This window comes from Bifidobacterium actinocoloniiforme DSM 22766 (assembly GCF_001263395.1).
Classification (GTDB): domain Bacteria; phylum Actinomycetota; class Actinomycetes; order Actinomycetales; family Bifidobacteriaceae; genus Bombiscardovia; species Bombiscardovia actinocoloniiformis.
Genome location: NZ_CP011786.1, coordinates 667,756 through 688,877 on the forward strand (window position 1 = coordinate 667,756; position 21,122 = coordinate 688,877).

13 protein-coding genes are annotated in these 21,122 nt (G+C 64.3%); 3 read left to right on the forward strand and 10 right to left on the reverse strand.

The features are described from left to right. Positions 1–4: 4 nt before the first annotated feature. The 5 genes from AB656_RS02690 to hisS all read right to left on the reverse strand — a co-directional run bounded on the left by AB656_RS02690 (position 5) and on the right by hisS (position 5,710). Entirely contained in the window at positions 5–682 is a 678-nt protein-coding gene (locus AB656_RS02690) for an amino acid ABC transporter permease (RefSeq protein WP_033504093.1), read from the reverse strand. Then, positions 683–1,534: a glutamate ABC transporter substrate-binding protein gene (locus AB656_RS02695; protein WP_051905283.1), complete on the reverse strand. Its 852-nt coding sequence runs from the start codon at positions 1,532–1,534 to the stop codon at positions 683–685. It lies immediately after the preceding gene. Positions 1,535–1,573: 39 nt separating this feature from the next. Next, positions 1,574–2,386 carry an amino acid ABC transporter ATP-binding protein gene (locus AB656_RS02700; RefSeq protein ID WP_033504095.1) on the reverse strand — a complete coding sequence of 271 codons (813 nt, stop codon included), beginning with the start codon at positions 2,384–2,386 and terminating at the stop codon, positions 1,574–1,576. 84 nt (positions 2,387–2,470) lie between these two features. Continuing rightward, entirely contained in the window at positions 2,471–4,267 is a 1,797-nt protein-coding gene (gene aspS / locus AB656_RS02705) for an aspartate--tRNA ligase (RefSeq protein ID WP_033504096.1), read from the reverse strand. 42 nt (positions 4,268–4,309) lie between these two features. Beyond that, the gene (hisS, locus tag AB656_RS02710) at positions 4,310–5,710 is read right to left on the reverse strand and encodes a histidine--tRNA ligase (RefSeq protein ID WP_033504097.1); all 1,401 of its coding nucleotides are present in this window, start codon (positions 5,708–5,710) and stop codon (positions 4,310–4,312) included. 91 nt (positions 5,711–5,801) lie between these two features. Here hisS and AB656_RS02715 point away from each other — a divergent pair, with 91 nt between their 5' ends. Next, positions 5,802–7,307: a DUF349 domain-containing protein gene (locus AB656_RS02715; RefSeq protein WP_033504098.1), complete on the forward strand. Its 1,506-nt coding sequence runs from the start codon at positions 5,802–5,804 to the stop codon at positions 7,305–7,307. 102 nt (positions 7,308–7,409) lie between these two features. Here AB656_RS02715 and AB656_RS02720 read toward each other — a convergent pair whose 3' ends face one another. The 3 genes from AB656_RS02720 to AB656_RS02730 form a co-directional block, all read right to left on the reverse strand. Beyond that, positions 7,410–9,761: a RelA/SpoT family protein gene (locus AB656_RS02720; RefSeq protein ID WP_033504148.1), complete on the reverse strand. Its 2,352-nt coding sequence runs from the start codon at positions 9,759–9,761 to the stop codon at positions 7,410–7,412. A 92-nt stretch (positions 9,762–9,853) separates the two neighbouring features. Further along, positions 9,854–10,345: a dUTP diphosphatase gene (dut, locus tag AB656_RS02725; protein WP_033504099.1), complete on the reverse strand. Its 492-nt coding sequence runs from the start codon at positions 10,343–10,345 to the stop codon at positions 9,854–9,856. Then, the gene (locus tag AB656_RS02730; RefSeq protein ID WP_033504100.1) at positions 10,345–10,638 is read right to left on the reverse strand and encodes a DUF4193 domain-containing protein; all 294 of its coding nucleotides are present in this window, start codon (positions 10,636–10,638) and stop codon (positions 10,345–10,347) included. The genes dut and AB656_RS02730 overlap by 1 nt, the downstream gene beginning before the upstream one ends. Before the next feature lie 188 nt (positions 10,639–10,826). Between AB656_RS02730 and sepH the strand changes: the two genes are divergently transcribed. Then, positions 10,827–12,251, forward strand: coding sequence for a septation protein SepH (gene sepH / locus AB656_RS02735; RefSeq protein WP_051905284.1), 1,425 nt, complete (start codon positions 10,827–10,829; stop codon positions 12,249–12,251). Positions 12,252–12,277: 26 nt separating this feature from the next. Here the strand turns inward: sepH and AB656_RS02740 are convergent, their stop codons facing one another. Beyond that, a complete protein-coding gene (locus tag AB656_RS02740; protein WP_033504101.1) occupies positions 12,278–13,501 on the reverse strand; it encodes an alkaline phosphatase family protein in 1,224 nt (407 codons plus the stop codon). 127 nt (positions 13,502–13,628) lie between these two features. Between AB656_RS02740 and AB656_RS02745 the strand changes: the two genes are divergently transcribed. Then, on the forward strand, positions 13,629–16,247 hold the full coding sequence (locus tag AB656_RS02745; RefSeq protein WP_033504102.1) for a DNA gyrase/topoisomerase IV subunit A: 2,619 nt from the start codon (positions 13,629–13,631) through the stop codon (positions 16,245–16,247). Between the two features lie 24 nt (positions 16,248–16,271). Here the strand turns inward: AB656_RS02745 and AB656_RS02750 are convergent, their stop codons facing one another. Next, positions 16,272–21,119 carry an ATP-dependent helicase gene (locus tag AB656_RS02750; RefSeq protein WP_033504103.1) on the reverse strand — a complete coding sequence of 1,616 codons (4,848 nt, stop codon included), beginning with the start codon at positions 21,117–21,119 and terminating at the stop codon, positions 16,272–16,274. Positions 21,120–21,122 lie beyond the last annotated feature (3 nt).

Consider the following 21,122-nt stretch of genomic DNA (forward strand, 5'->3'; position numbering starts at 1 on the left):
TGAATCACCTCCTGACGGCTAGCTTGTTGGATAAGAAGGTGGTCAAGGCCCCGACCGGCAGGACCAGGATTACGTATCCCAGGGCGAAAATCAGGAAGATGGCGACGATCGAGTTGGCATGGAATTCAATCATTTCGCTCATCAGGGAGGAGGATTCAGTGGCCACGGAGGCGGCGGCCGCGACGGTCGAGTTCTTGAGCAGGGCGATGAAAGTGTTGCCCAAGGGCGCCACCGATCCACGGAAAGCCTGGGGCATGATCACCTGGGTGGCCGACTGGGTGAAACTCAGACCCAAGGCCCGAGCCGCCTCAGCCTGGCCCAAGGGCACCGTGTTGATGCCTGAGCGCAGGGACTCGCAGACGAAAGCCGCCGTGTACAAGGAAAGGCCAACAACCGCCAGCCAGAAGAAGTTGACCGAGAACTTGTCCGAGAAACTCAGCTTGAGCTGTGCGAAGGCCCCAAGGACCATGAACACCATGATGATGGTCAGAGGCATGTTCTGGAAGAACTCCACATAGCCCGAAGCCACCTTCCTAAGCGAGGAGACCGGGGCTATGCGCATGATGACCAGGATGATGCCTAGGATCAGGGAGAAGAGGGCGGACCACAGGGTCAGCTCGATGTTGACCAGGAAGGCTCCTGGGATGTCGTACTCGCTGAAGAGTTGGATGATGGCTCCCATTTACTCGCCCTCCTTCGGCCTTGGAGGGTTGTATTTAAGGTCCGGCTTGAAGTGCGCGCCCCGGGTATTCTCCTCCAGGGCACGCTGCCAGGAACCGTTGGCGATCATCTCGCTCAGGGCGGCGTTGATTTTGGTAGCCAAGGCCTTGTCGCCCTTCTTGATGCCCACCCCGTAATACTCCTGGGTGAAGGGTTTGCCGACCAGCTGCAGACGGCCGCGGGCCGACGATGCCAGGCCCGCCAGGATGATGTCGTCGGTAGTGACCGCGTCCACGATGCCGGAGAAGAGGGCGGTGGCGCACTCGGCGTAGCCAGGCTGCTCCATCAGCTGCACCTGGGAGGCGAACCGCTCCTTGACTGTGACCGCCGAAGTGGAGCCGGTCACCGAGCACAGGCGCTTACCGTTCAGGTCCTGGGGCCCTTTGATGCCGGTCTCACCGGTGCGCACCATCAGGTCCTGGCCCGCCACAAAGTAGGGGCCGGCGAAGGAGACGGCCTTCTTGCGCTCGTCAGTGATTGAGTACGTGGCCAGGATCATGTCCACGTCGCCGTTCTGAAGCATGGCCTCCCTCTGCTTGGAGGGGGCCTCCTTCCAGATGATGTCGTCCTCGCTGTAGCCGAGCTTCTTGGCGATGTACTTGGCCACGTCCACGTCGAAGCCCACATAGGTGCCGGACTTCTTGAAGCCCAGGCCCGGCTGGTCGAACTTGATGCCTATCCGAATCTTGCCCTCCTCCTTGTCCGACCCGCAGGCCGTCAGGGAGAAGACGCAAGCGAGGGCGCACAAGGCCGCTAGCAGGGCTTTCGCCACCGCCCGCCCGCGCGCGCTGAGCTTCCATACCGTACTGCTCATCCGTTCGTCTTCTCTCGTCTCATACATTAGCGCCAAAACTCAGTGGGTCAGGATCTTGGAGAGGAATTCCTGGGCCCGCTCGCTCTGGGGGTGGTCGAAGAATTCGTCAGGCTTGCCTTCTTCCAGGATGCGCCCATCCGCCATAAAGACGATCCTGTCGGCTGCCTTGCGGGCGAAGCCCATCTCGTGTGTGACGCAAATCATCGTCATGCCCTCCTGGGCCAGCTCGATCATCACGTCCAGGACCTCGTTGACCATCTCCGGGTCGAGGGCCGAGGTCGGCTCGTCGAAGAGCATGATCTTCGGTTTCATGGCCAAGGCGCGAGCGATGGCGACGCGCTGCTGCTGGCCGCCGGAGAGCTGGGAGGGCATCTTGGAAGCCTGGGACTGCACGCCCACGCGAGCCAGAAGGTCCATGGCATAGTCCTCGGCGTCCTTGCGGGCCATGTGCCGCACCTTGATCGGCGCCAGGGTCACGTTCTCCAGTATGGTCTTATTCGCAAAGAGGTTAAAGGACTGGAAGACCATGCCCACCTCGGCCCGCAGTCGGGCCAGGTCCTTGCCTTCCTCAGGCAGGAGTTCGCCATCGATCCGGATGACTCCCGAGTCGATGGATTCCAGCCTGTTGATTGTGCGGCACATGGTTGATTTGCCGGATCCGGAGGGGCCGACCACGACAAGGACCTCGCCCTGGCAGACCTGCAGGTTGATGTCTTTCAGAACATGGAGGCGGCCGTAGTGCTTCTCGACATGGGCCAGCTCCACCAGCGGCCGAGCGCCCTCGGAGTCCGCCTGCACGGCTTGAACGGGCGCAAGCCCCGCCGCCGTTTGCTGTGTATTGGATTCGCTCATATATCAGCATTGTAGCCATAGCAGGTAACAGGCGCGGGGCTTTCGATTACAGGCGCGTAAACGACCGGCTGCAGGGTTGAAGGACTACTGCTCGGCCTCCGGGTCGTAGTCCACACCGGTCTCAGCCCGCTGCTCAGGCGGAATCGGAGCTGGGGCTCCGGTCATGGGATCCTGGCCGCCACCGGATTTGGGGAAGGCGATGACGTCGCGAATCGAGCCGACCCCAGCCAGGATTTGCGCCACGCGGTCCCATCCGAAGGCGATACCGGCGTGGGGCGGCGCACCGTACTTGAAGGCCTCAAGCAGGAAGCCGAACTTCTCCTGCGCCTCTTGTGCACCGATTCCCAGGACCTTCAAGACCCGGTCCTGGATGTCGGTGCGATGGATACGCACCGAACCGCCACCGATCTCCTCGCCGTTGCACACGATGTCGTAGGAATCGCTCATCGCATGCTCAGGGTCCAGGTCGAAACGGTCGATCCAGTCAGCTGAGGGCATAGTGAACGGGTGGTGCATGGAGGTCCACTTCGAGTGGCCCACAGCCACATCATCGTCATCCGGGTCGTCGGTGGGCTTGAACAGGGGGAAGTCCACCACCCAGGTCAGGGCGAACTCGTCAGGCTTGAGGAGTCCTTGCCTGCGGGCGATCTCCACACGCACCGCGCCCAAGAGCAGCTGGGAGGAGGCGCGCGGGCCAGCGGCGAAGAAGACCGCGTCCCCGTCCTTGGCGCCCACCGCCGCTTGCAACCCTTCGCGCTCGGCGGCTGAAAGGTTCTTGGCCACTGGGCCCTTGAGCTCTCCACCGCCGGAGAACTGCACGTAGGCCAGACCCTTGGCCCCACGCTGGCGGGCCCAATCCTGCCAGGCGTCGAACTGCCGACGGGGCAGGCTGGCCCCGCCCTCAAAGACGACAGCTCCTACATAGGGAGCCTGGAAGACACGGAACGGTGTGTCCTTGAAGTAGTCGGTCATCTCGACGATCTGGTTACCGAAGCGCAGGTCGGGCTTGTCCGAGCCGTACTTATCCATAGCGTCTTGCCAGGAGATGCGCCCAATCGGCAACTTGACCTCGTAGCCCGCGGCCTTCCAAATCGCGGCAATGACCTGCTCGGCCATGGCCATCACGTCATCCTGGGAGGCGAAGGACATCTCGATGTCCAACTGGGTGAACTCCGGCTGGCGGTCGGCTCGGAAATCCTCGTCACGGTAGCAGCGGGCGATCTGGTAGTAGCGCTCAAAACCGCCAACCATCAGCAGCTGCTTCAACAGCTGTGGAGACTGGGGCAGGGCGTACCAGGACCCAGGCACCAGGCGGGCCGGGACCAAGAAGTCGCGCGCCCCCTCAGGCGTGGACTTGATCAAAGTGGGCGTCTCGATCTCGCAGAAATCCATCTTGTCCAGGGCCGCCCGTGCCGCGGCGCTCATTTTCGAGCGCAGGCGGATGGTCCTTTGCATGGAGGGGCGACGCAGGTCCAGGTAGCGGTACTTCAGCCGGATGTCCTCACCGGGAAGCTTATTCTCCGCTTCGTTCTCCAGGGCTGTGGACACCTGGAAGGGCAAGGCGTCGGACTTGGCCAGGACGGTGATGGACTGCGCGACGATCTCGATGTGCCCAGTGGCCAGGTGCTCGTTGTCGTTGCCTTCCGGGCGGGCGCGGACTTCGCCGGTCACCTCAATCACATACTCGGAACGCAAGGGCCGCGCCTGCTCCTCGTCGTAGATGACGATTTGGACCAGGCCTGTCCGATCGCGCAGGTCTATGAAGGCCACTCCGCCGTGATCCCGGCGCCGATCCACCCATCCAGCGACCGTGACTGCATGCCCGATCTCCTTCTCGGTGACTTCAGTGGCGTAGTGGGTTCTGTAAGCCGACTGGCTCATGCTTCCTCGTTCCTCCATCCAGGCTGGGCCCGCCCTCTGCGGTCAGTCTGCGTCAGACAGTGATTGCACGCTCTGCTGGGAAAACAGGCTATCCGGCGTCCACGACACGACTTGCGCGGGCTCCTGACTGCCAGTGACGATGTTCTTGACCTGGTCCCCGTCAGCTTCGTCACCGGGCTGGGCCGGGAACCAGACGTAGGGGATGCCCAGATGATCGGCGTATTTGATCTGCTTGCCGATCTTGGCGGCGGTAGGGGCCACATCGGCTGCGATCCCCCGCTGGCGCAGGGCGTCTGCTATGTGATTGCTGCGGGAGCGGTCATCCTCATTCCAGACCGCCACCAGGACCGCCGCCGGGGACACCCGTGACGCATGGGCCCCGGCTTGGGAGAGCATGTAGGACAGGAGACGGGACAGTCCTATCGACAGGCCTACGCCCGGGTAGACGCGCGAACCTTGGGAGGCCAGGTTGTCGTAGCGGCCGCCTGAGCAGATGGAGCCCAAGGATTCGGCACCCTCCAGGAAGGTCTCATAGACCGAGCCGGTGTAGTAGTCCAGGCCGCGGGCGATTTTAAGGTCAGCGACGACGGCCCCGGGGCGGATTCGAGCCGCTTCGTCCACAATCATGGCCAGGGTGTCCAGCCCCTGCCGGGCCAGAGCGTACGACTGGCTGTCCTCCTCGATGCCGTGGCTGGAGCATAGGCGGTCGAATCCATCCCTGAGCTCCTCGCCGTCGTCGGCGGTCAGCCCGGCCAGCTCCAGGCAAGCGGTAGCCTGGGCCTGGCTGGCCCCGCACTGGGAGACCAGGAGCTTGCAGACCTCATCAGGGCCGATCTTGTCAAGCTTGTCGATCTCGCGCAGGACGCCCTCGATGTCGGTCAGGCCCAAGCCTCGGTAGAAGCCTTCTGAGAGCTTGCGATTGTTGGCGTGCACCGTGGCCTTGGGGCAGCCGTAGGGGCGGAGCGCCTCGAGGGCGGAGACCATCACCAAGGGCAGTTCCACCTCGTAGTGGTCAGGCAGCTCCCCATTGCCGATCACGTCGATGTCGGCCTGGACGAACTCACGGAAACGACCTTCCTGGGGCCGCTCACCACGCCATACCTTTTGAATCTGCCAGCGCTTGAAGGGGAAGGTCAAATCCCCCGAATGCTCCAGCACGTAGCGAGACAGGGGCACGGTCAGGTCGAAGTGGAGCCCCAAACGGTCCTCGACCGGCTTACCGTCCTCGTGCCCCACCTCCTGCAAACGGCTCAGCAGATATATCTCCTTGCTGGTATCGCCTTTTTTGAGCAAGGAGGAGCCGGGTTCGACCGCCCTGGTCTCGATGCCCACGAAGCCGTTGAGCTCGAAGACATGCCGTAGCGTGTCAATCATGGTCTGCTCCACCACCCGCTGGGAGGGGAGCCACTCGGGAAATCCGGATAATGATGCGCCTTTAGCCATAGCTCCCTATAATAGGAGGTAGAGGGGAGAAGTGGCGCTAACGCGCGGTGCTTCCCCCCGTCTCCACCTCACAAGCTTAAAGGAGCTGGCAATGGCCGACGAGACTGTCACCACACCCGAGAACACCCCTGCGACCGAAAGGCAGAATCAGCGGCAAGGCGAGCAGACTGTCCCGGCCGCCGCTCAAACACCCCAGCCCGCCCCAAGCGACCAGCAGGAGGAGGCGGCCCCGTCCCAAGCGGGCGCTCAACCCGCCCAGCCCACTGCGCCAAAGCCTGGAGCCCCCTCCCCCGCGGCCTTCGCCAAGAAGACTCCGCACATCCCCGCAACGCCCAGCGCGCCCAGTTATAACGCGGATGAGCTCAAGGCCGCGGAAGCCTTCGGCCGGGTGGACGAACAGGGTTCGGTGTTCGTCCGTGAGGGCGAGGCCGAACGCGAGGTCGGGCAATTCCCGGACGCAGCCAGCCCGGACGAGGCCTTGGAACTCTACGCCCGCCGCTACCTTGACCTCAAAGAGAGGCTGGACTTGTTCGCCACCCGGCTCAAGGCCGCCAACATCAAGTCCCGGGAAATCGACGAATCACTGAAGTCCCTCCAGGAGGAGACCAAGGAGCCGGCGGTGGTCGGTGACATCGCGGCCTTGCGTCAGCAACTGAGCACCCTGGAGGACGAGGGCAAAGCCAAGAAGGCCCAGCTGAGTGAGGAGCGTAAGGCCTCCCTGGACAAGGCCATTCAGGAGCGTACCGCGCTCGTCGAAGAGGCCGAGGCCATCGTCGCTGGCCTGGGGGACCAGACGAACTGGCGGCAGACGGCGGACAAGTTCCATGACCTCTTTGAGCGTTGGCAGACCCACCAGCGCACTACGATCCGCATCGATAAGAAACACGCCGATGCCCTCTGGAAGCGTTTCTCTTCCGCTCGCTCCGCCTTCAACCAGGCCAGGCGCAAGTGGGCCCAGGAACGCGATGCCCACCGGGCCGAGGCCAAGCGGATCAAAGAGGAGATCATCGCCCAGGCCGACGCGATCAAGGACTCCACGGATTGGGGAGGCACCTCCAGGGAATTCAATGCGATGATGGACCGCTGGAAGGCCGCCGGGCGCGCGGGACGCAACGAAGACGACGCCTTGTGGGCGCGCTTCCGCCAGTCCGCTGACGTCTTCTTCAACGCCCGTCAAGCCGACCGTGAGAAGACCTCCACCGACGAGCAGGAGAATCTGAAAGCCAAGGAGGCGCTGTTGACCCGCGCCGAGGCGCTGCTCCCGGTCAAGGACGAATCAGCGGCCAAGCAAGCCCGCCAGGCCCTGGCCAGGATTCAGGAGGAGTGGGACCAGATCGGCTACGTGCCACGGGCCGACATGCACCGGATCGAGAGCCGCCTGGACGCGGTGGATCGGCAAATCAAGTCGGTCGAGGACGCCGTCTGGCAACGTTCCGACCCCGAGGCCGACGCCCGCAAGTCCTCCTTCGAGACCCAGCTGGAGTCCCAGCTCGCTGAGTTGGACCAGCGGATCGCTCAGGAGGCCGACCCGGCCAAGAAGCAGGCCTTGCAGGCCGAAAAAGCCACCAAGGAGCAGTGGCTCAAGGCCGTCAAGTAGGGTGCGACGCGGTCGGCGCCGTACGCGAGATAGGCCCGGCCCCCACTATCAAGCGGGGGCCGGGCCTATCCGTATCTACTGAATCCTCAGCCTGATTAACGGTCAGACCTTGCGCATACGCGAGGAGGACGAATCCTTGGCGCCGGTGATTCGGTAGGCGTCAAAAACGCCATCGATCTTACGCACCGCGGACAGGAGTGTGTTCAAGTGCTGGGGGTCCGCCATCTCGAAGACGAACTGGTTGACCGCCACCCGGTCGCGCCCGGTGGTCTGTGAGCCGGACAGGATGTTGACCCCGTGGTCGGCCAGAACCTGGGTGATGTCCGAGAGCAGGTGCGGCCGGTCCAAAGCCTCCACCTGCACCTTGACCATAAAAGTCCCCTGGTTGCTGGACCAGGCCACGTCCACGATCCGCTCAGGGTGATGCTTCTGCAAGTCCAGCATGTTCTGGCAGTCGTCCCGGTGGACGGAGACCCCCTGGTTGCGGGTAATGAACCCGACAATGCGGTCACCCGGGACCGGCGTGCAGCAGCGGGCCAGTTTGACCCACACGTCGTCCACGCCCTTGACTGAGATGCCCTCGGAGGAAGAGACCGCATGAGCCCGGCTCACCTGGCTCAGCGGCAGGGCTTCCTGCTCCACTTCGTCCTCAACCACGGCTCGGCCCACATCGTGGACCAAGCGTGAGATGACATTCTGTGTGGACACCTGGCCGTCTCCGATGGCCGCGTAGACCGCTTCCTCACCGGATAGGCTGAGTTCGTCGGCCACGCCGATCATCGACTCGGGCGTGACCAGGGCGGATACCGGGAGGTTGCGCTTGCGCATGGCCCGGGTCAGCTCGTCCTTGCCTTCCTCGATCGTCTCGGTACGGCGCTCCTTGCTGAACCACTGACGGATCTTATTGCGCGCCCTTGGGGATTTGACGAAGGAGAGCCAGTCGCGGGAGGGGCCATCGGTATCCGATTTTGACGTCAGGATCTCGACGGTGTCACCGTTTTCCAGCTTGGTATCCAAGGGCACCAGGCGTCCGTTGACCCGTGCGCCCATGGTGCGGTGCCCCACTTCCGTGTGGACGGCATAGGCGAAGTCAACCGGCGTGGACTCGGATGGCAGCGAGAGGATCTTCCCCTTGGGCGTGAAAACGTAGACCTCAGCCGCGCCCAGGTCGTCTTTGAGGGAGCCGAGGAACTCGTTGGAATCCGGCGTCTCGCTGGTCCAGTCGGCCAACTGCTGAATCCACTTGAGGTTGTCCGCCTCGCTCAACCCGCCTTGCTCGCTGCGCTCCCGCTTGACGTCGGTCTTGTCAGGGGCTGAGAGCTCTCGTCCCGCCTGCCCGTTCTCCTTGTACTTCCAGTGGGCGGCGATGCCGAACTCGGCCCTGCGGTGCATGTCCCAGGTGCGGATCTGAATCTCGACCGGCTTGCCCCCCGGACCCACCACTGTGGTGTGCAAGGACTGGTACATGTTCATCTTGGGCATGGCGATGTAGTCTTTAAACCGCCCAGGCACAGGGCTCCACCGCGCATGGACCGCGCCCAGGGCCGCGTAGCAGTCACGAATGGAGTCCACGATGATGCGCACGCCCAACAAGTCGTAGATGTTCTCGAAATCGTGCCCACGCACGATCATCTTCTGGTAGATGGAGAAGTAATCCTTAGGCCGGCCCGTCACATAGGCCTGGACCCCTTGGGCGTCCAAGTCCTCGTGAATCTCGTCGAGGATCTGCTTCAGGTAGACATCGCGCTGACCGGCCCGCCTTGAGACCAAAACCACGATTTCGTTGTATATCTTCGGGTAAAGGGTCTTGAAGCTAAGCTCTTCCAGCTCGGTCTTGATGGCGTTCATGCCCAGGCGGTTGGCCAGCGGGGCGTAGACGTCCAAGGTTTCCCGCGCTTTGCGCTGGGCCGACGAAGGTTTGACGTAACGCCAGGTGCGGGCGTTGTGGACGCGGTCGGCCAGCTTGACCACCAGCACGCGCACATCCCGGCTCATGGCCACTATCATCTTGCGGATGGTTTCGGCCTGGGCCAGGTCACCGTAGTCCATCTTGGAAATCTTCGTCACGCCGTCCACCAACCCCGCGACGGTGTCGCCGAACTCCTTGCGGCACTCGTCCAAGGTGTAATCGGTGTCCTCCACCGTGTCATGCAGGAGCCCGGCCGAGACCACCGTGGGTCCCATGCCTAAATCGGCCAGTATCTGGGAGACGGCGAGGGGGTGGATGATGTAAGGCTCGCCGGACTTGCGCCGCTGGTTGGCGTGCTGCTTGACCGCACGCTGGTAGGCCTTCGGCAGCATGGACAGGTCCACGCCCGGGTGGTGGCCCCGGCAGGCCTGGGCAATCGGCTGGAGGGGGTTGAGGGGGTCGCTGGAAATCTCGCAGCCGAGCGCGCGCGAGGAGGAGCCGGAGCCCTCCCTACTGACATCGTTGTCGCACACTCTGCCTTCCATAGCGGCCATGTCACTCCTCTCGCCGATGATGTGCACCTATCCTACACGAGCTAATCGCATACGGGCACCGGTTCCACCATCCTGCGGACAAGTCACAGGCCGGTCGACCCGAAGCCCCGGTCGCCGCGCTCGGAGTCAGGCAGGTGCTCGACCTGATGGAAATCGGCGTGCTCGTACCGTTGGATGACCAACTGGGCTATTCGCTCGCCCCTCTGGAAGACCGCTGTACGCTCGGGATCAAGGTTGATCAGGGGCACCTTGATCTCCCCTCGGTAGCCCTCGTCAATCGTCCCCGGCGCGTTCAGGACCGTGACCCCCTGCTTGACCGCCAGACCCGAACGGGGGTGGACCAGGCCCACATAACCAGCTGGCAGGGCCAGGGCGATTCCAGTGGGCACCAAGGCCCGCTGGAAGGGGGCTAAGGTCAACGGCTCCCGGGCGCGCAAGTCGGCGCCGGCATCCCCCTCCAGGGCATAGCTCAGGTATGCGCCCAGGTCGTCCTCGCCAGGGCCTGGCCCGGATCCCATTGCTTGAATCAGGACTCTCAGGCCCTGAGGGTTGGCTGCTGCGCCGTCAGTCGTCATCAGGCGGCGCACTCCTTGCACACAGGCTGGCCGTCCTTGGTCATGTAGGCCAGCTGGGAGCGGTGCTTGACCAGGAAGCAGACCGAGCAGATGAACTCGTCTCCCTGCATGGGGATCACAGTCACCGAAGAGTCCTCGTTGCTCAAGTCAGCGCCGGGCAGCTCGTAATCCTCGGCGATGGCGTTCTCATCGTCGTCAATGTCGGCGGGCGCCTCCTGGCTCTTCTTGCCGAGCTCCTCGATCGAAGCCTCGTCCTCGTCTTTCTCGCGCGGGGAATCGTAGTCTTGTGCCATCGCACGTCCTTTCAGTCATGAACCATTTCCGCCACGTCCGCCGGCTCGCGCCCGGCAGCCCCTTTTGCCGCTCATAGGATACACGGCCATACTGCGGATAGGATACACGAATACGATGCTCGTAAAATACCACCTATAGGGCACAATAGTGGAGGGACGCTCATAGCATGGGAAAAGAAGGTGGCGGCATGCCTCAGGAAGAGATCAGGACAGCCCGCTTCGATCACGTCAGCGATCAGGGCGATTTAGTGTTCAAGTGCGAGCGCGGCCTGTTCGCTGTCACCGTCGATAACGCCCTGGATCGCGCCATTCTTGAAGCCAAGCAGGTCCTGGAGGAGGAGCACGGCACGCCGGTCCCACAAGCCTCGGCCGCCCTGCCCATCTCCGCGATCCAAACCGCGATTCGAGCTGGCACCTCCACCGAGCGCGTAGCCCAGGAGTTCGCTGTGAACGAAGCTCTGGTACGGCGTTTCGCGAGCCCGATCGAGGTCGAGAAAAAGTACGCTATCGAGCAGTTCCTCTCCATGTCCTCACCCAAGCGCGGGGCCGGATACTCCAATGAGGAAGCCATCAGCCGGGCCTTGGACGCCGCCAATGTGCCGCTGGGGGCCGTGTCGTGGACCGCGACACGCCGAAGCCAGGGGCCTTGGAAGATACGCGCGTCCTTCCAGGCGGGAGGGCAAGCCATCCAGGCCGACTGGACCTGGAATATGAAAGAGAACACGATCACCTGCCTGAACACCCCGGCTCGCCAGCTCTTGGAAGGTTCCGACGCCTTCATGCCGGCCCCGGCGCCCACGCCCGAGGACGTCGCCGCGCAGGACGGATACGCGCCCCTGCCACCGGTGCAGGCGCCTCGCGGCCAAGACCCTACCGATGATGGCCCCCTGGCCCAGCGGACGGACCATGCCCAGACACAGACCGTAGAAATGAACATAGTGCCCGCCCCTGAAGACCAGGCCGAGCCGGAACCGGCGACTGAGCCCAAGCCGGCATCTGAAACCGAACCGGCGCCCGAAACCGAACCCGTGACTGTGGCGCAATCCGAGCCGGCGGCAGGTCGACAGGAGCAGGCGCTTCCCCTCCAACCCGCCGCTCAAGCACCCGCGTCCCCAAGGGCTCAGGTTCAGACCGGTCAAGGGGTGCAGAAGGACGATGAAGCCGCCGCAGCCCCGGAGGACCAGCGCTACCCCGCGCCTCCCCCAGCCGAAACCAGCACCGAGGACCGGGAGGAGGAATCCGCCGGGTCGTCGGCCAGCGAGCCCAGCGCCTTGACCGCTTGGATGTACGGGGGAAGCAAGCGGGTGAAGGCGAAAAAGAAGCCTAAAGTCTCCTCGCGCAACAACCCCAAGGGCGAGGCCCAAGCGCCGGAACCAGCAGTCAGCTCCAGCGCGGCGCTTCCGTCCCAGGCGACATCAGCCAACTCCAGCCAACCAGATGCAGCGCCCCAGTCCCCTGGGGCGACCAGCCCTCAGGGGACTGAGCAGGCGGTCCAGGAGCCAGGGCACGCGCAATCCCGGCGTGTCAGGGAAGAGCCGGAAACCCGTAGCCCCCACAAGAAATCCGGCCGCTCAGCCGTCCCCTCCTGGGACGAAATCCTCTTCGGGGACTGACCCCTGCTGTCCTTGCCCCCCCTCCCCTAAACCAAGTCCACCAAGCAGGGGATGTCAGTCTCCAAATAGGTCTGTGAACCATGCACGCCGGGCATGTAGGTAGCCTGTTCGCCCTGCGTGCGCGAGTCCACCAAAGTGGTGCCTCCTATGCAGGAAATCAGCAGGTCACCGATAACCGGCTCATTGCGCGCCTCCACCGGGCCGAACAGACCTGCGGCGAGCGCTTGGGCCTTGGTACGCACTAGCGCCCTACCAGCTAAAGCTTCGCGCCAACGCTGCGCTGCCAGCTCAGGGTCAACGCCCTCCTCCAAGTAGAGCATGACCTGACGAGGCTCGCCGCCCACCAACCTGACCCCGGCCTGAAGGTCCTCCCGCTCGGCCATATCGAAGCGCAGGTTCGGGTCGGCTGTGACCATCCCGTGGTCAGCGACGATGACGATTACGGTGCCCGCTGGTACTGACCGGCTCAGGAGGGCAAGGTCGGCGTCGGTCTGCTCCAGGGCCGCGACCCACTCGTCGCCCTCCCAGCCGTAGGAATGCCCTACCTTATCCACCTCGCGCAAATAGAGGTAGGTCAGGCCAGGTTCCCTGGCGGCATTAGCGGCCGTATAAACCCGCTGGGTGGAGGTTCGCCCAACAATGTAATCGGTCCCCCGCAGGGCTGCGCGGGTCAGGCCAGAGTCAGCGAACTTGGGCAGACCTGACGTAGTGACGCGCAGCCCCTGGGCCTTCAGACGCTCGAATATGGTGGGCTGGCGTTGCATGTCCTCGGGCTCCAGGGCGTTGCGGAACTGAATCAATTGGCTCAACTCGCCGTTGCTCGGGTTGAGCTGGGTGTAACCGGCCATGCCGGTCAGGCCCGGACAGGTGCCAGTGCCGAAGACCCCCATGGCCGCGGCCGTCGTGGAAGGCAGGCAAGTGGCGATGGGCCTGTCGTTGGCCTCCTGCGACAGCAAGGAACGCAAGTAGGGAGCGTGCCCCAGGCGGCGCTTTAGGTTCCAATAACCCAGCCCATCCACCAAGACCACAACCGCGGACCGGGCGGACGGCAGGCCTAGGACCTCTTGCAAGGCCGCGGGGTCCGGGTGAACAGGGGTGGAGACAGGCACGCCCAGGACCGAGGAGAGAGCCGGCAGGACAGAGGAGAGGTGAGCTGCCTGCCCACGGCCGGCTGCGGGGCCGGACCCATCCCCGTAAGTGATGTCGTCTGCCAAGTCGGTCAGGTCGCCCATGCATGAAAAATCAGCCATACCCCCATTCAACCACGAGTTCGCATCAGGCGCAGCTAGAAAAAGCGGGCGGCGGTCGGACCAGTGCCTTGGGTCTGGCTGCCGCTATTATGGGGCAGCGGACGCACAAGGCAGGAGCTGGCAGTATATGGCATCGCATCGCAAGAGCAACCCCGGGTACGACATGCGGCAGATCAAGGAACACATCGTTGAAACGCCCCTGGGCGAGGAGATGAGCAAATCCTTCCTGGAGTATGCCTACTCGGTCATCTACGCCCGGGCCCTGCCGGACGCCCGGGATGGATTGAAGCCGGTCCAGCGCCGCATCATCTACCAGATGGGCCAGATGGGGCTCACGCCCGACAAGCCTTACATGAAGTCCGCACGCGCCGTCGGCGAGGTGATGGGTAAGCTCCACCCCCACGGCGATTCCTCGATTTACGAGGCGATGGTCCGCCTCGCCCAGCCTTTCGCCATGCGTTTACCCCTGGTGGATGGCCATGGCAACTTCGGCTCCCTCGACGACGGCCCTGCGGCCTCCCGTTACACCGAGGCCCGCCTGGCGTCCGCAGCGCTCGGCATGAATGCCGATATCGACGAGGATACGGTCGATTTCACTCCTAACTACGACAACAAACTCAAAGAGCCGACCGTCTTGCCCTCGGCCATCCCCAACCTGCTGGTCAACGGTTCCTCCGGCATCGCCGTGGGCATGGCCACCAACATGATCACCCATAACCTGGGCGAAGTGGTCGCGGCGGCCAAGCACCTAATGACCCACCCGCAGGCCAGCTTGGATGAGCTGATGACCTACCTGCCTGGACCCGACCTGCCCGGCGGGGGCGTGATCGTGGGGCGCGAGGGCATCCGTCAGGCCTACGAGAGCGGCCGCGGCGCTTTCGTGACCCGCTCCGTGACCCATACCGAGAACGTGACCGCCCGCAAGAAGGCCATCGTCGTGACCGAACTGCCGTTCATGGTGGGACCCGAGCGGGTTCTGGAGCGCATCTCCGAGGGGGTCAAGAACCACCGGATCGAGGGGATCTCCGGCGCGATTGACCTGACCGACCGGCACAACGGCACCCGGTTGGTCATTGAGCTCAAATCCGGTTTCGACCCAGCCAAGGTACTGGCCCAGCTCTTCAAGTACACCCCCTTGGAGGACTCCTTCACAATCAACAACGTGGCACTTGTGGATGGCCGCCCCCACACGATGGGTCTGAAGGAACTCCTTGAGGTCTGGATCAAGCACCGCCGTCAGGTCGTGCACCGCCGATCCAAGTACCGTAAGCAGCGCGCCCAGGAGCGCCTGCATCTGGTGGAGGGCCTGCTCCTGGCCATGATCGACATTGATGAGGTCATCCAGGTGATTCGCACCTCGGAGGATGCCGACACGGCCAAGACACGCCTGATGGCGGTCTTCGACCTGGACGAGGTCCAGGCCAAATACATCCTGGAGCTCCGTTTGCGCCGACTGACCAAGATGAGCCGAATCGAGTTGGAGGGCGAGCGCGACGAACTCAAAGAGCAGCTGGAGGCCCTGGAGCTGATTCTGAGTTCCGCCGCCGAACTCGACAAAGTGGTGGTAGACGAGATGGACCAGGCGGTCCAGGCCTGGGGCAGCCCACGGCGCACCGTCATCCTGGACGCGGAGCCTTCCGGCGATCTGGAGCCCGTGGCCCTTCAAGGCGGGTCCGATCCCAAGCTCACCCAGGGCGAACGAACCTCCGACCTGGGCTTGGCCACGGTCAGCGCAAAGGCCGCTTCGACCGCGGACCCGGTCGCAATGCAGGTCAAGGACGAGCCCTGCACCCTCCTGCTGAGCGCGTCCGGCTTGATCGCCCGCTCAGGCGAGGGGGCCCTTGACCTATGGCGCGCCCGATCCGCAGCCGATGGACGGGCAGACGACGATCAAATCGTCTCCATCTTCGTCACCCACACGCTGGCCGACTATGCATTGGTCACATCAGCTGGCCGTCTGGTCACGGCACCGGTGGCCGACCTGCCCCAGGTGCCCATGACCACCTCGCTGAGCCTGGCAGGCGGAGTGCGCGCCGATGAGCTCATTGGCGGCACTCATTCGACCAGCCCGGTCGAGGGTGAACGCACTGTGGCCGCGATTGACCTGTCCGACCAACGCCCGCTAGGGCTTGGCACCCGGCAAGGCGTGGTCAAGCGTTGGAACCGCGTCTCCCCCAGCACGATGGATTCCTGGTCGATTATCGACCTGAAGGAGGGCGACAGTCTCCTGTTCGCGGCTCCAGCGGCCGATGACGACCGCATGGTCCTCATCTCCTCCGACTCCTGCCTGCTCACTTACGAGGCCGCCAAGGTTCGCCCGCAAGGTAGGACTTCTGCTGGCATGACCGGCATCCGTCTGGCCGAGGGCCGCAAGGTGGCCGCCTTCGCGGTCGTGCCCGCGGGGCAGGTCTCCTGGACCTATCGCGAGGGAGAGAACGGCTTAACCAGCCAGTCCGGGGCCGTGGTCCTGACTGTGGCGGGTTCGGGCGAGGCCCTGCCGGGCACTGAGAACGGCGCCGCTAAAGTCACCCCCCTGCAGATGTACCCGGTCAAGGGGCGCGGCACCGGCGGCGTGCGCTCCCAGCGTTTCCTCAAGGGGCAGGACCAGTTGATCCTGGCCTGCGTAGGCCCCTGGCCCCTGCGCGCTTCGACCGCCTCGGGCCGTCCGGTCGACCTACCTGACGTGGATATGCGCCGTGATGCTTCAGGACAGGACCTGGCGGCGCCAATCGCCTACGTCGCTTGAATCGGCCGGCTCTGCCGCTTCCTTCTAGCGGTAGAGCTTCATGCCCTGCGGGCCGAAGGTGAATCCGGCATTTTGGAGGCTCCGGCTGATTGGCGAGGCGACCTGGAACGGCAGGCCATTGACGTCCTTGAATGAGGCGGGTCGTCGCTGGGAACGCAGGCAGACCGCCAGTTCTTCACAGGCCCGCTCCAGTCCGGGCTGGTTTACGCCTTCGAAAACGAGCAGGTGACGACCCTGCACCCCCGCGTAGAGGGCGGGTCGGCCCTGCCAGAAGGCGACCAGCGCGCCGGGCCTGCGGCTAGGGCGCACAACCTGGGAGCCTTTGGGCTCAGCCAGTGGCGGCCAGGGCAATACGCCACCATAGAGGTTTGCTGGATCGCGGGAATCAATCACCAGGGCCGTCCCAGCTTCCGTACCCGTCCGCGAGGAGGGTTCCCCCGCTTGGTCCCGAAGCGCGCTGACCACCTCGCGCTCAGCGAACTGGGTGGGTCCCAAGCCTTGCACGAACGCTCCCCGCAGCAGCTGTCCAGCATCCTCCATGCGCTTGAATACCGGATAGAGGTCAGTGAACCGCATGGGCGCGTCCTGCTGATTGACCGTCGGTGAGGTCGCAAGCCCGTCGCGGTCCAGGACCTGCTGAGCGGCCTCCAATGCCTGGCGGGTCAAGTCTTCGGTCGCCGCTGGCTGGGACGGGCCCATCGCCACCGCCTGAGGCAGGGACCATAGGCCCTGTGAGGCCGCCTGGAGCAAACGCTGGTCGCGGTCCGCGCCAGCCAGGGACCGGCCCCCCGCCAGCGTCCGAGGATTGACAGCCGCCCGGGCCCTGCGGCGCAGGCTGGCGCTCGGCCTGGGGTGACGCGCTGCTCGCTCGCCCAGAAGCTGTCGGATGGGAGCCAAAGTGGAGTTGGTCAGCCTCCCCTGCCAGACCAAGCGCCAGAGGGCCACCGCAAGCCGCTCGGGGTCCAGCGACTCAGGTCCACCCTGCTGGCAGATGGCTTCCAACTGCCTGAAATGGTAAGAGCCGCCAGCGGCGAGAGCTTTGAGGATAGGCTGGGAGGAATCCTGGCCCAGGTCCGTGGCAACGGCTGCCTCACCTTGCCCGTGCTTCGCTCCCCCGGTTCCCGTTACCGCCCGTGACATTGGGAGGGCCAGGAGGGGTGAATCGGACAGGTACCAAGCGAGGGAGCCGACCGACTCGCCTGCCTGCCTGCGACCCAACCAGATAAGGTCTCCAGCGGCTAGGAGCTCGTCGATCATCGCCGGCTCGTAATCAGCCACCCGCGTCGGCAGAAAACTGCTCTCCCACATGTCGGCCGGCAGGTAGACCCCCTCATAAACCTCTAACAAACTCAGAAGGCCTGAGGCACCCCGGTAGCGGCCTCGGCCCAGCGGACCCACCCCCTGCCGTTTCAGTAGGAAACTGCTGTAAGCTGCGGGCTTCACCGGTCGCACAGCCCGACGTGCCTGCTTCAAGGAACGCGAACGTAGGGATTGGAAAACCCTCTGGTGAAGCCATTGCCGTCCCGCTCCGCGCTCGTTGCCAGGTCCTCCATTGGAGCCTTGAGCGGCAGTGGACCGCCACTGCATAATCAGCCCCTCCCCCTCCAGGTCGGCCAAGAGCCGGCTCAGGGCCGAGGGGTCAAACCCGTAGCGTTCCACCAAATCTTGCCTGGTAAAGGGCCCGTGAGTGGCAGCGTAGACAAGGGTCAGCTCACGCATGGCCTTCGGGGCGTCCTCCCGCCCGTCTCGCAACGATTCCAGACGCACAGCGTCATCGGGGCTCGCCCAGTAGGTTTCACCCCCGACCGTGACCGAACGCGCCCTGCCTTGCTCGTGCAACCGGTCCAGGAACCCAAGCGCCCTGCCGCGATCGTCCCCCGCACCGGGCGAGCCGGACTCGTCAGCGGGTTTGAGCCGGGCCGAGAGCTCCTTCAGGCTCAGAGGCCCTAGCGAACGCAGGAGGTCAGCCGCCCCTTCCGCGTCCTTCTTGCGCCTGTGCGGAGACAGGCATTGCAGGTCAGCCTCAAGGGTGGCAACCTGACTGGGATCAATCAGGTCCTGAACCTGTGAGCCGCCGATCAGCTTGGCCAGGAGAACGGAATCCAGGGAGAGCATGGCGGCGTCTTGTTCGGCCTGGGGCAAGTCGTATTGGTACATGTAAGCGCTGACATAGCCGAACAAGAGCCCGGTCGCGAATGGCGAGGGAGTACTGGTGCTCACATCACCCAGCCCCACCTGCCCGGACTCCAAGGCTTTCATCAGGGTCCGCAAGGAGGGCAGGTCGTAGACATCCTCCAGGCACTCGCGCATGGTCTCCGCGAGCAAGGGGAAGCTGCCTTGCTCGCGGGCGGCTTGGAGGAGCTGGGAGGACCGGAGTCGTTGAAGCCAGAGAGGCACCCTGCGCCCAGGTTGGGCCTTGGGCATGAAGAGGGAGCGGGCGGCCACCTGGCGGAAGCGCCCAGCGAAGAGGGCCGACTGGGTTACCGCCGTGCGGACTTCCTCCTCCAAACGGTCGGGGTCGAAGACGAATAAATCCTCGGCCGGCAAATCCCCATCCTCCTGAGCCAGGCGCATGACGATGCCGTCATCGGACGCGTAGACGGAACCGTCGTAGCCCCGCTCCCGCTTGAGCCTGGCGCTGATGGCGAGGGCCCAGGGCTCGTGGACCCGGGCGCCATAGGGGGAATGCAGGATGATCCGCCAGTCGCCTTCTTCGTCCTTGCAGCGCTCCACCAGGAGCTCCCGGTCGCTGGGCAGCAGGCCGGTAGACCCCTCCTGCTCGGCCAAGAGAGAGGCCAGATTACCTTGTCCGTTGGCGTCCACGCCAGCCCGGGACAACCGTCGGCTGGTCCTGGAATCGAATCCCGCCATCCCCCTTGGAGACTGGGATGCCGGAATCAGTCCCGCCGCAAGGTCGCGCGTGAGCCGACCCAAACGACGGCCGAAACCAGCGTCGCGGCCCACACCCTCGCCGTGCCAGAAGGGCAGGCGGGCGGAACGGCCAGGCGCCGGTTGGACGATGACCCGGTCGTTGGTGATTTGCTGGATGCGCCAGGAACTGGTGCCCAAGGTGATGATGTCGCCCACCCTCGACTCGTAAACCATCTCCTCATCCAGCTCCCCCACCCTCCGAGGAGCTCGGCCAGAGCCCGTCTCCTCCTGGGGCAAGACCACCGTGTAGCTGCCACGGTCTGGTATCGTGCCGCCCGAAGTGACGGCCAAGCGCTGGGCGCCGGGCCTGGCCGACAGGACGCCGGATCGCTGGTCCCATGCCAAGGACGGACGGAAAGCGCGAAAGCGCTCATCGGCGCCAACACCGGCGAGCATGGCCAGGACGCTTTCGAATACAGCCCGGTCCAACTGGCTGTAGGGCGCAGCCTGCCTGACCACGTGGTACCAGTCATCAACCGCCATGTCATCCATCGAGACGGCTGCCACTGTCTGCTGGGCCAACACATCCAGCGGGTTGTCGGGCACCTTAGTGGGCTCAATCGCGCCCTCCAGCATGGCCTCGACGCTGGCGGCCGCACCAAGGATCTCCCGGCGGTTAAGCGGGTAAATCAAGGCGTGCGACTCGGCTCCCACCTGATGGTCCGCCCGTCCGACACGTTGCAAGCCGGAAGCTACGGATAGGGGCGGAGCCACTTGGATGACCAGGTCGATCGCTCCCATGTCTATGCCCAATTCCAGGGAAGACGTGGCTACGACGCAGCGCAGGTCACCTGCCTTCAGGGCTTCTTCAATCATCCTCCGGCGCTCCTTGGAGACTGATCCATGGTGGGCCATCGCAATGGGACTCGAGCTGGTGCACACACGCTGGGAGATGGATCCCCCTGTCGATGCGTAATGAACGCCGCTCCCGTCCTTGCCTTGGGAGCCCGCCAAACCTTCGCTTGCCGCAGAAGCGGGGGCGGGCGCCGGAGTGGCCAGCTCATTGAGGCGAGCGGTCAGCCTTTCCGCCTGCCCACGGGAGTTGACGAAGACCAAAGTCGTACGATGGGCGAGCACCGCCTGGAATATGGAGCGCTCGACCGCCGACCAAATCGAGCGCTCACCCGCAGCGCTCCCCGCTTCCATGTCGCCCCCGCCCGAGGCGGGCGCACTGTCCAGGTCGGCCATGTCCTTCACAGGGTCGACCACCTGCAAGTCCAAACGGGATGGCGAAGCGGGTGCAACGACGTCGGCTGGCCGGCAGCCTCCCAGAAAAGCAGCCACCCGCTCTACTGGGCGGACCGTGGCCGACAGGCCGATCCTTTGAGCGGGCCGCCCGGTCAGCAGGTCCAGACGCTCCAGGCTCAAGGCCAAGTGGACTCCGCGCTTGGAAGCGGCAAGGGCGTGAATCTCGTCGATGATGACGGTTCTGACGCTGGTCAGGATCTTGCGGGCCTTGGAGGTGAGCAGCAGGTAGAGGGATTCGGGGGTGGTGACCAGGATGTCCGGCGGATGGGCCGCGATGGCTCGTCGTCCCTTGGTATCTGTGTCGCCTGAGCGCACAGCCACGCTGACCGTAGGCGCCTCCAGACCCTCCTCCTGGTAGGCCGCGGCGATGCCGGCGAGCGGTGTCTCCAGATTGCGCGCCACATCCGCGCCCAGAGCTTTCAGAGGCGAGATGTAAAGGACGCTCACGCCCGGTTTGTCTTTGACCGCCGCCGCCTCGCCGGCTGGCGGCCGCCTCATGAGCTGGTCAATGGCCCAAAGGAAGGCGGCCAGGGTCTTCCCAGAACCGGTCGGCGCCACAATCAGCGAGTTCGCGCCCGAGCGGATGGCCGGCCAAGCAGCCTCCTGGGCGGGCGTGGGCTGGCCAAAGGCGTGGAGGAACCAGGATTGGGTCTGCGGTGAGAAAGCGGCCAGGGCCTTGTTCAACTCGCTCATCTT

Excerpts from the sequence above, each read along its gene's own strand:
- AB656_RS02690 (WP_033504093.1), bottom strand. The coding sequence starts at position 682 with ATGGGAGCCATCATCCAACTCTTCAGCGAGTACGACATCCCAGGAGCC.
- AB656_RS02695 (WP_051905283.1), bottom strand. The coding sequence starts at position 1,534 with ATGAGCAGTACGGTATGGAAGCTCAGCGCGCGCGGGCGGGCGGTGGCG.
- AB656_RS02700 (WP_033504095.1), bottom strand. The coding sequence starts at position 2,386 with ATGAGCGAATCCAATACACAGCAAACGGCGGCGGGGCTTGCGCCCGTT.
- aspS (WP_033504096.1), bottom strand. The coding sequence starts at position 4,267 with ATGAGCCAGTCGGCTTACAGAACCCACTACGCCACTGAAGTCACCGAG.
- hisS (WP_033504097.1), bottom strand. The coding sequence starts at position 5,710 with ATGGCTAAAGGCGCATCATTATCCGGATTTCCCGAGTGGCTCCCCTCC.
- AB656_RS02715 (WP_033504098.1), top strand. The coding sequence starts at position 5,802 with ATGGCCGACGAGACTGTCACCACACCCGAGAACACCCCTGCGACCGAA.
- AB656_RS02720 (WP_033504148.1), bottom strand. The coding sequence starts at position 9,761 with ATGGAAGGCAGAGTGTGCGACAACGATGTCAGTAGGGAGGGCTCCGGC.
- dut (WP_033504099.1), bottom strand. The coding sequence starts at position 10,345 with ATGACGACTGACGGCGCAGCAGCCAACCCTCAGGGCCTGAGAGTCCTG.
- AB656_RS02730 (WP_033504100.1), bottom strand. The coding sequence starts at position 10,638 with ATGGCACAAGACTACGATTCCCCGCGCGAGAAAGACGAGGACGAGGCT.
- sepH (WP_051905284.1), top strand. The coding sequence starts at position 10,827 with ATGCCTCAGGAAGAGATCAGGACAGCCCGCTTCGATCACGTCAGCGAT.
- AB656_RS02740 (WP_033504101.1), bottom strand. The coding sequence starts at position 13,501 with ATGGCTGATTTTTCATGCATGGGCGACCTGACCGACTTGGCAGACGAC.
- AB656_RS02745 (WP_033504102.1), top strand. The coding sequence starts at position 13,629 with ATGGCATCGCATCGCAAGAGCAACCCCGGGTACGACATGCGGCAGATC.
- AB656_RS02750 (WP_033504103.1), bottom strand. The coding sequence starts at position 21,119 with ATGAGCGAGTTGAACAAGGCCCTGGCCGCTTTCTCACCGCAGACCCAA.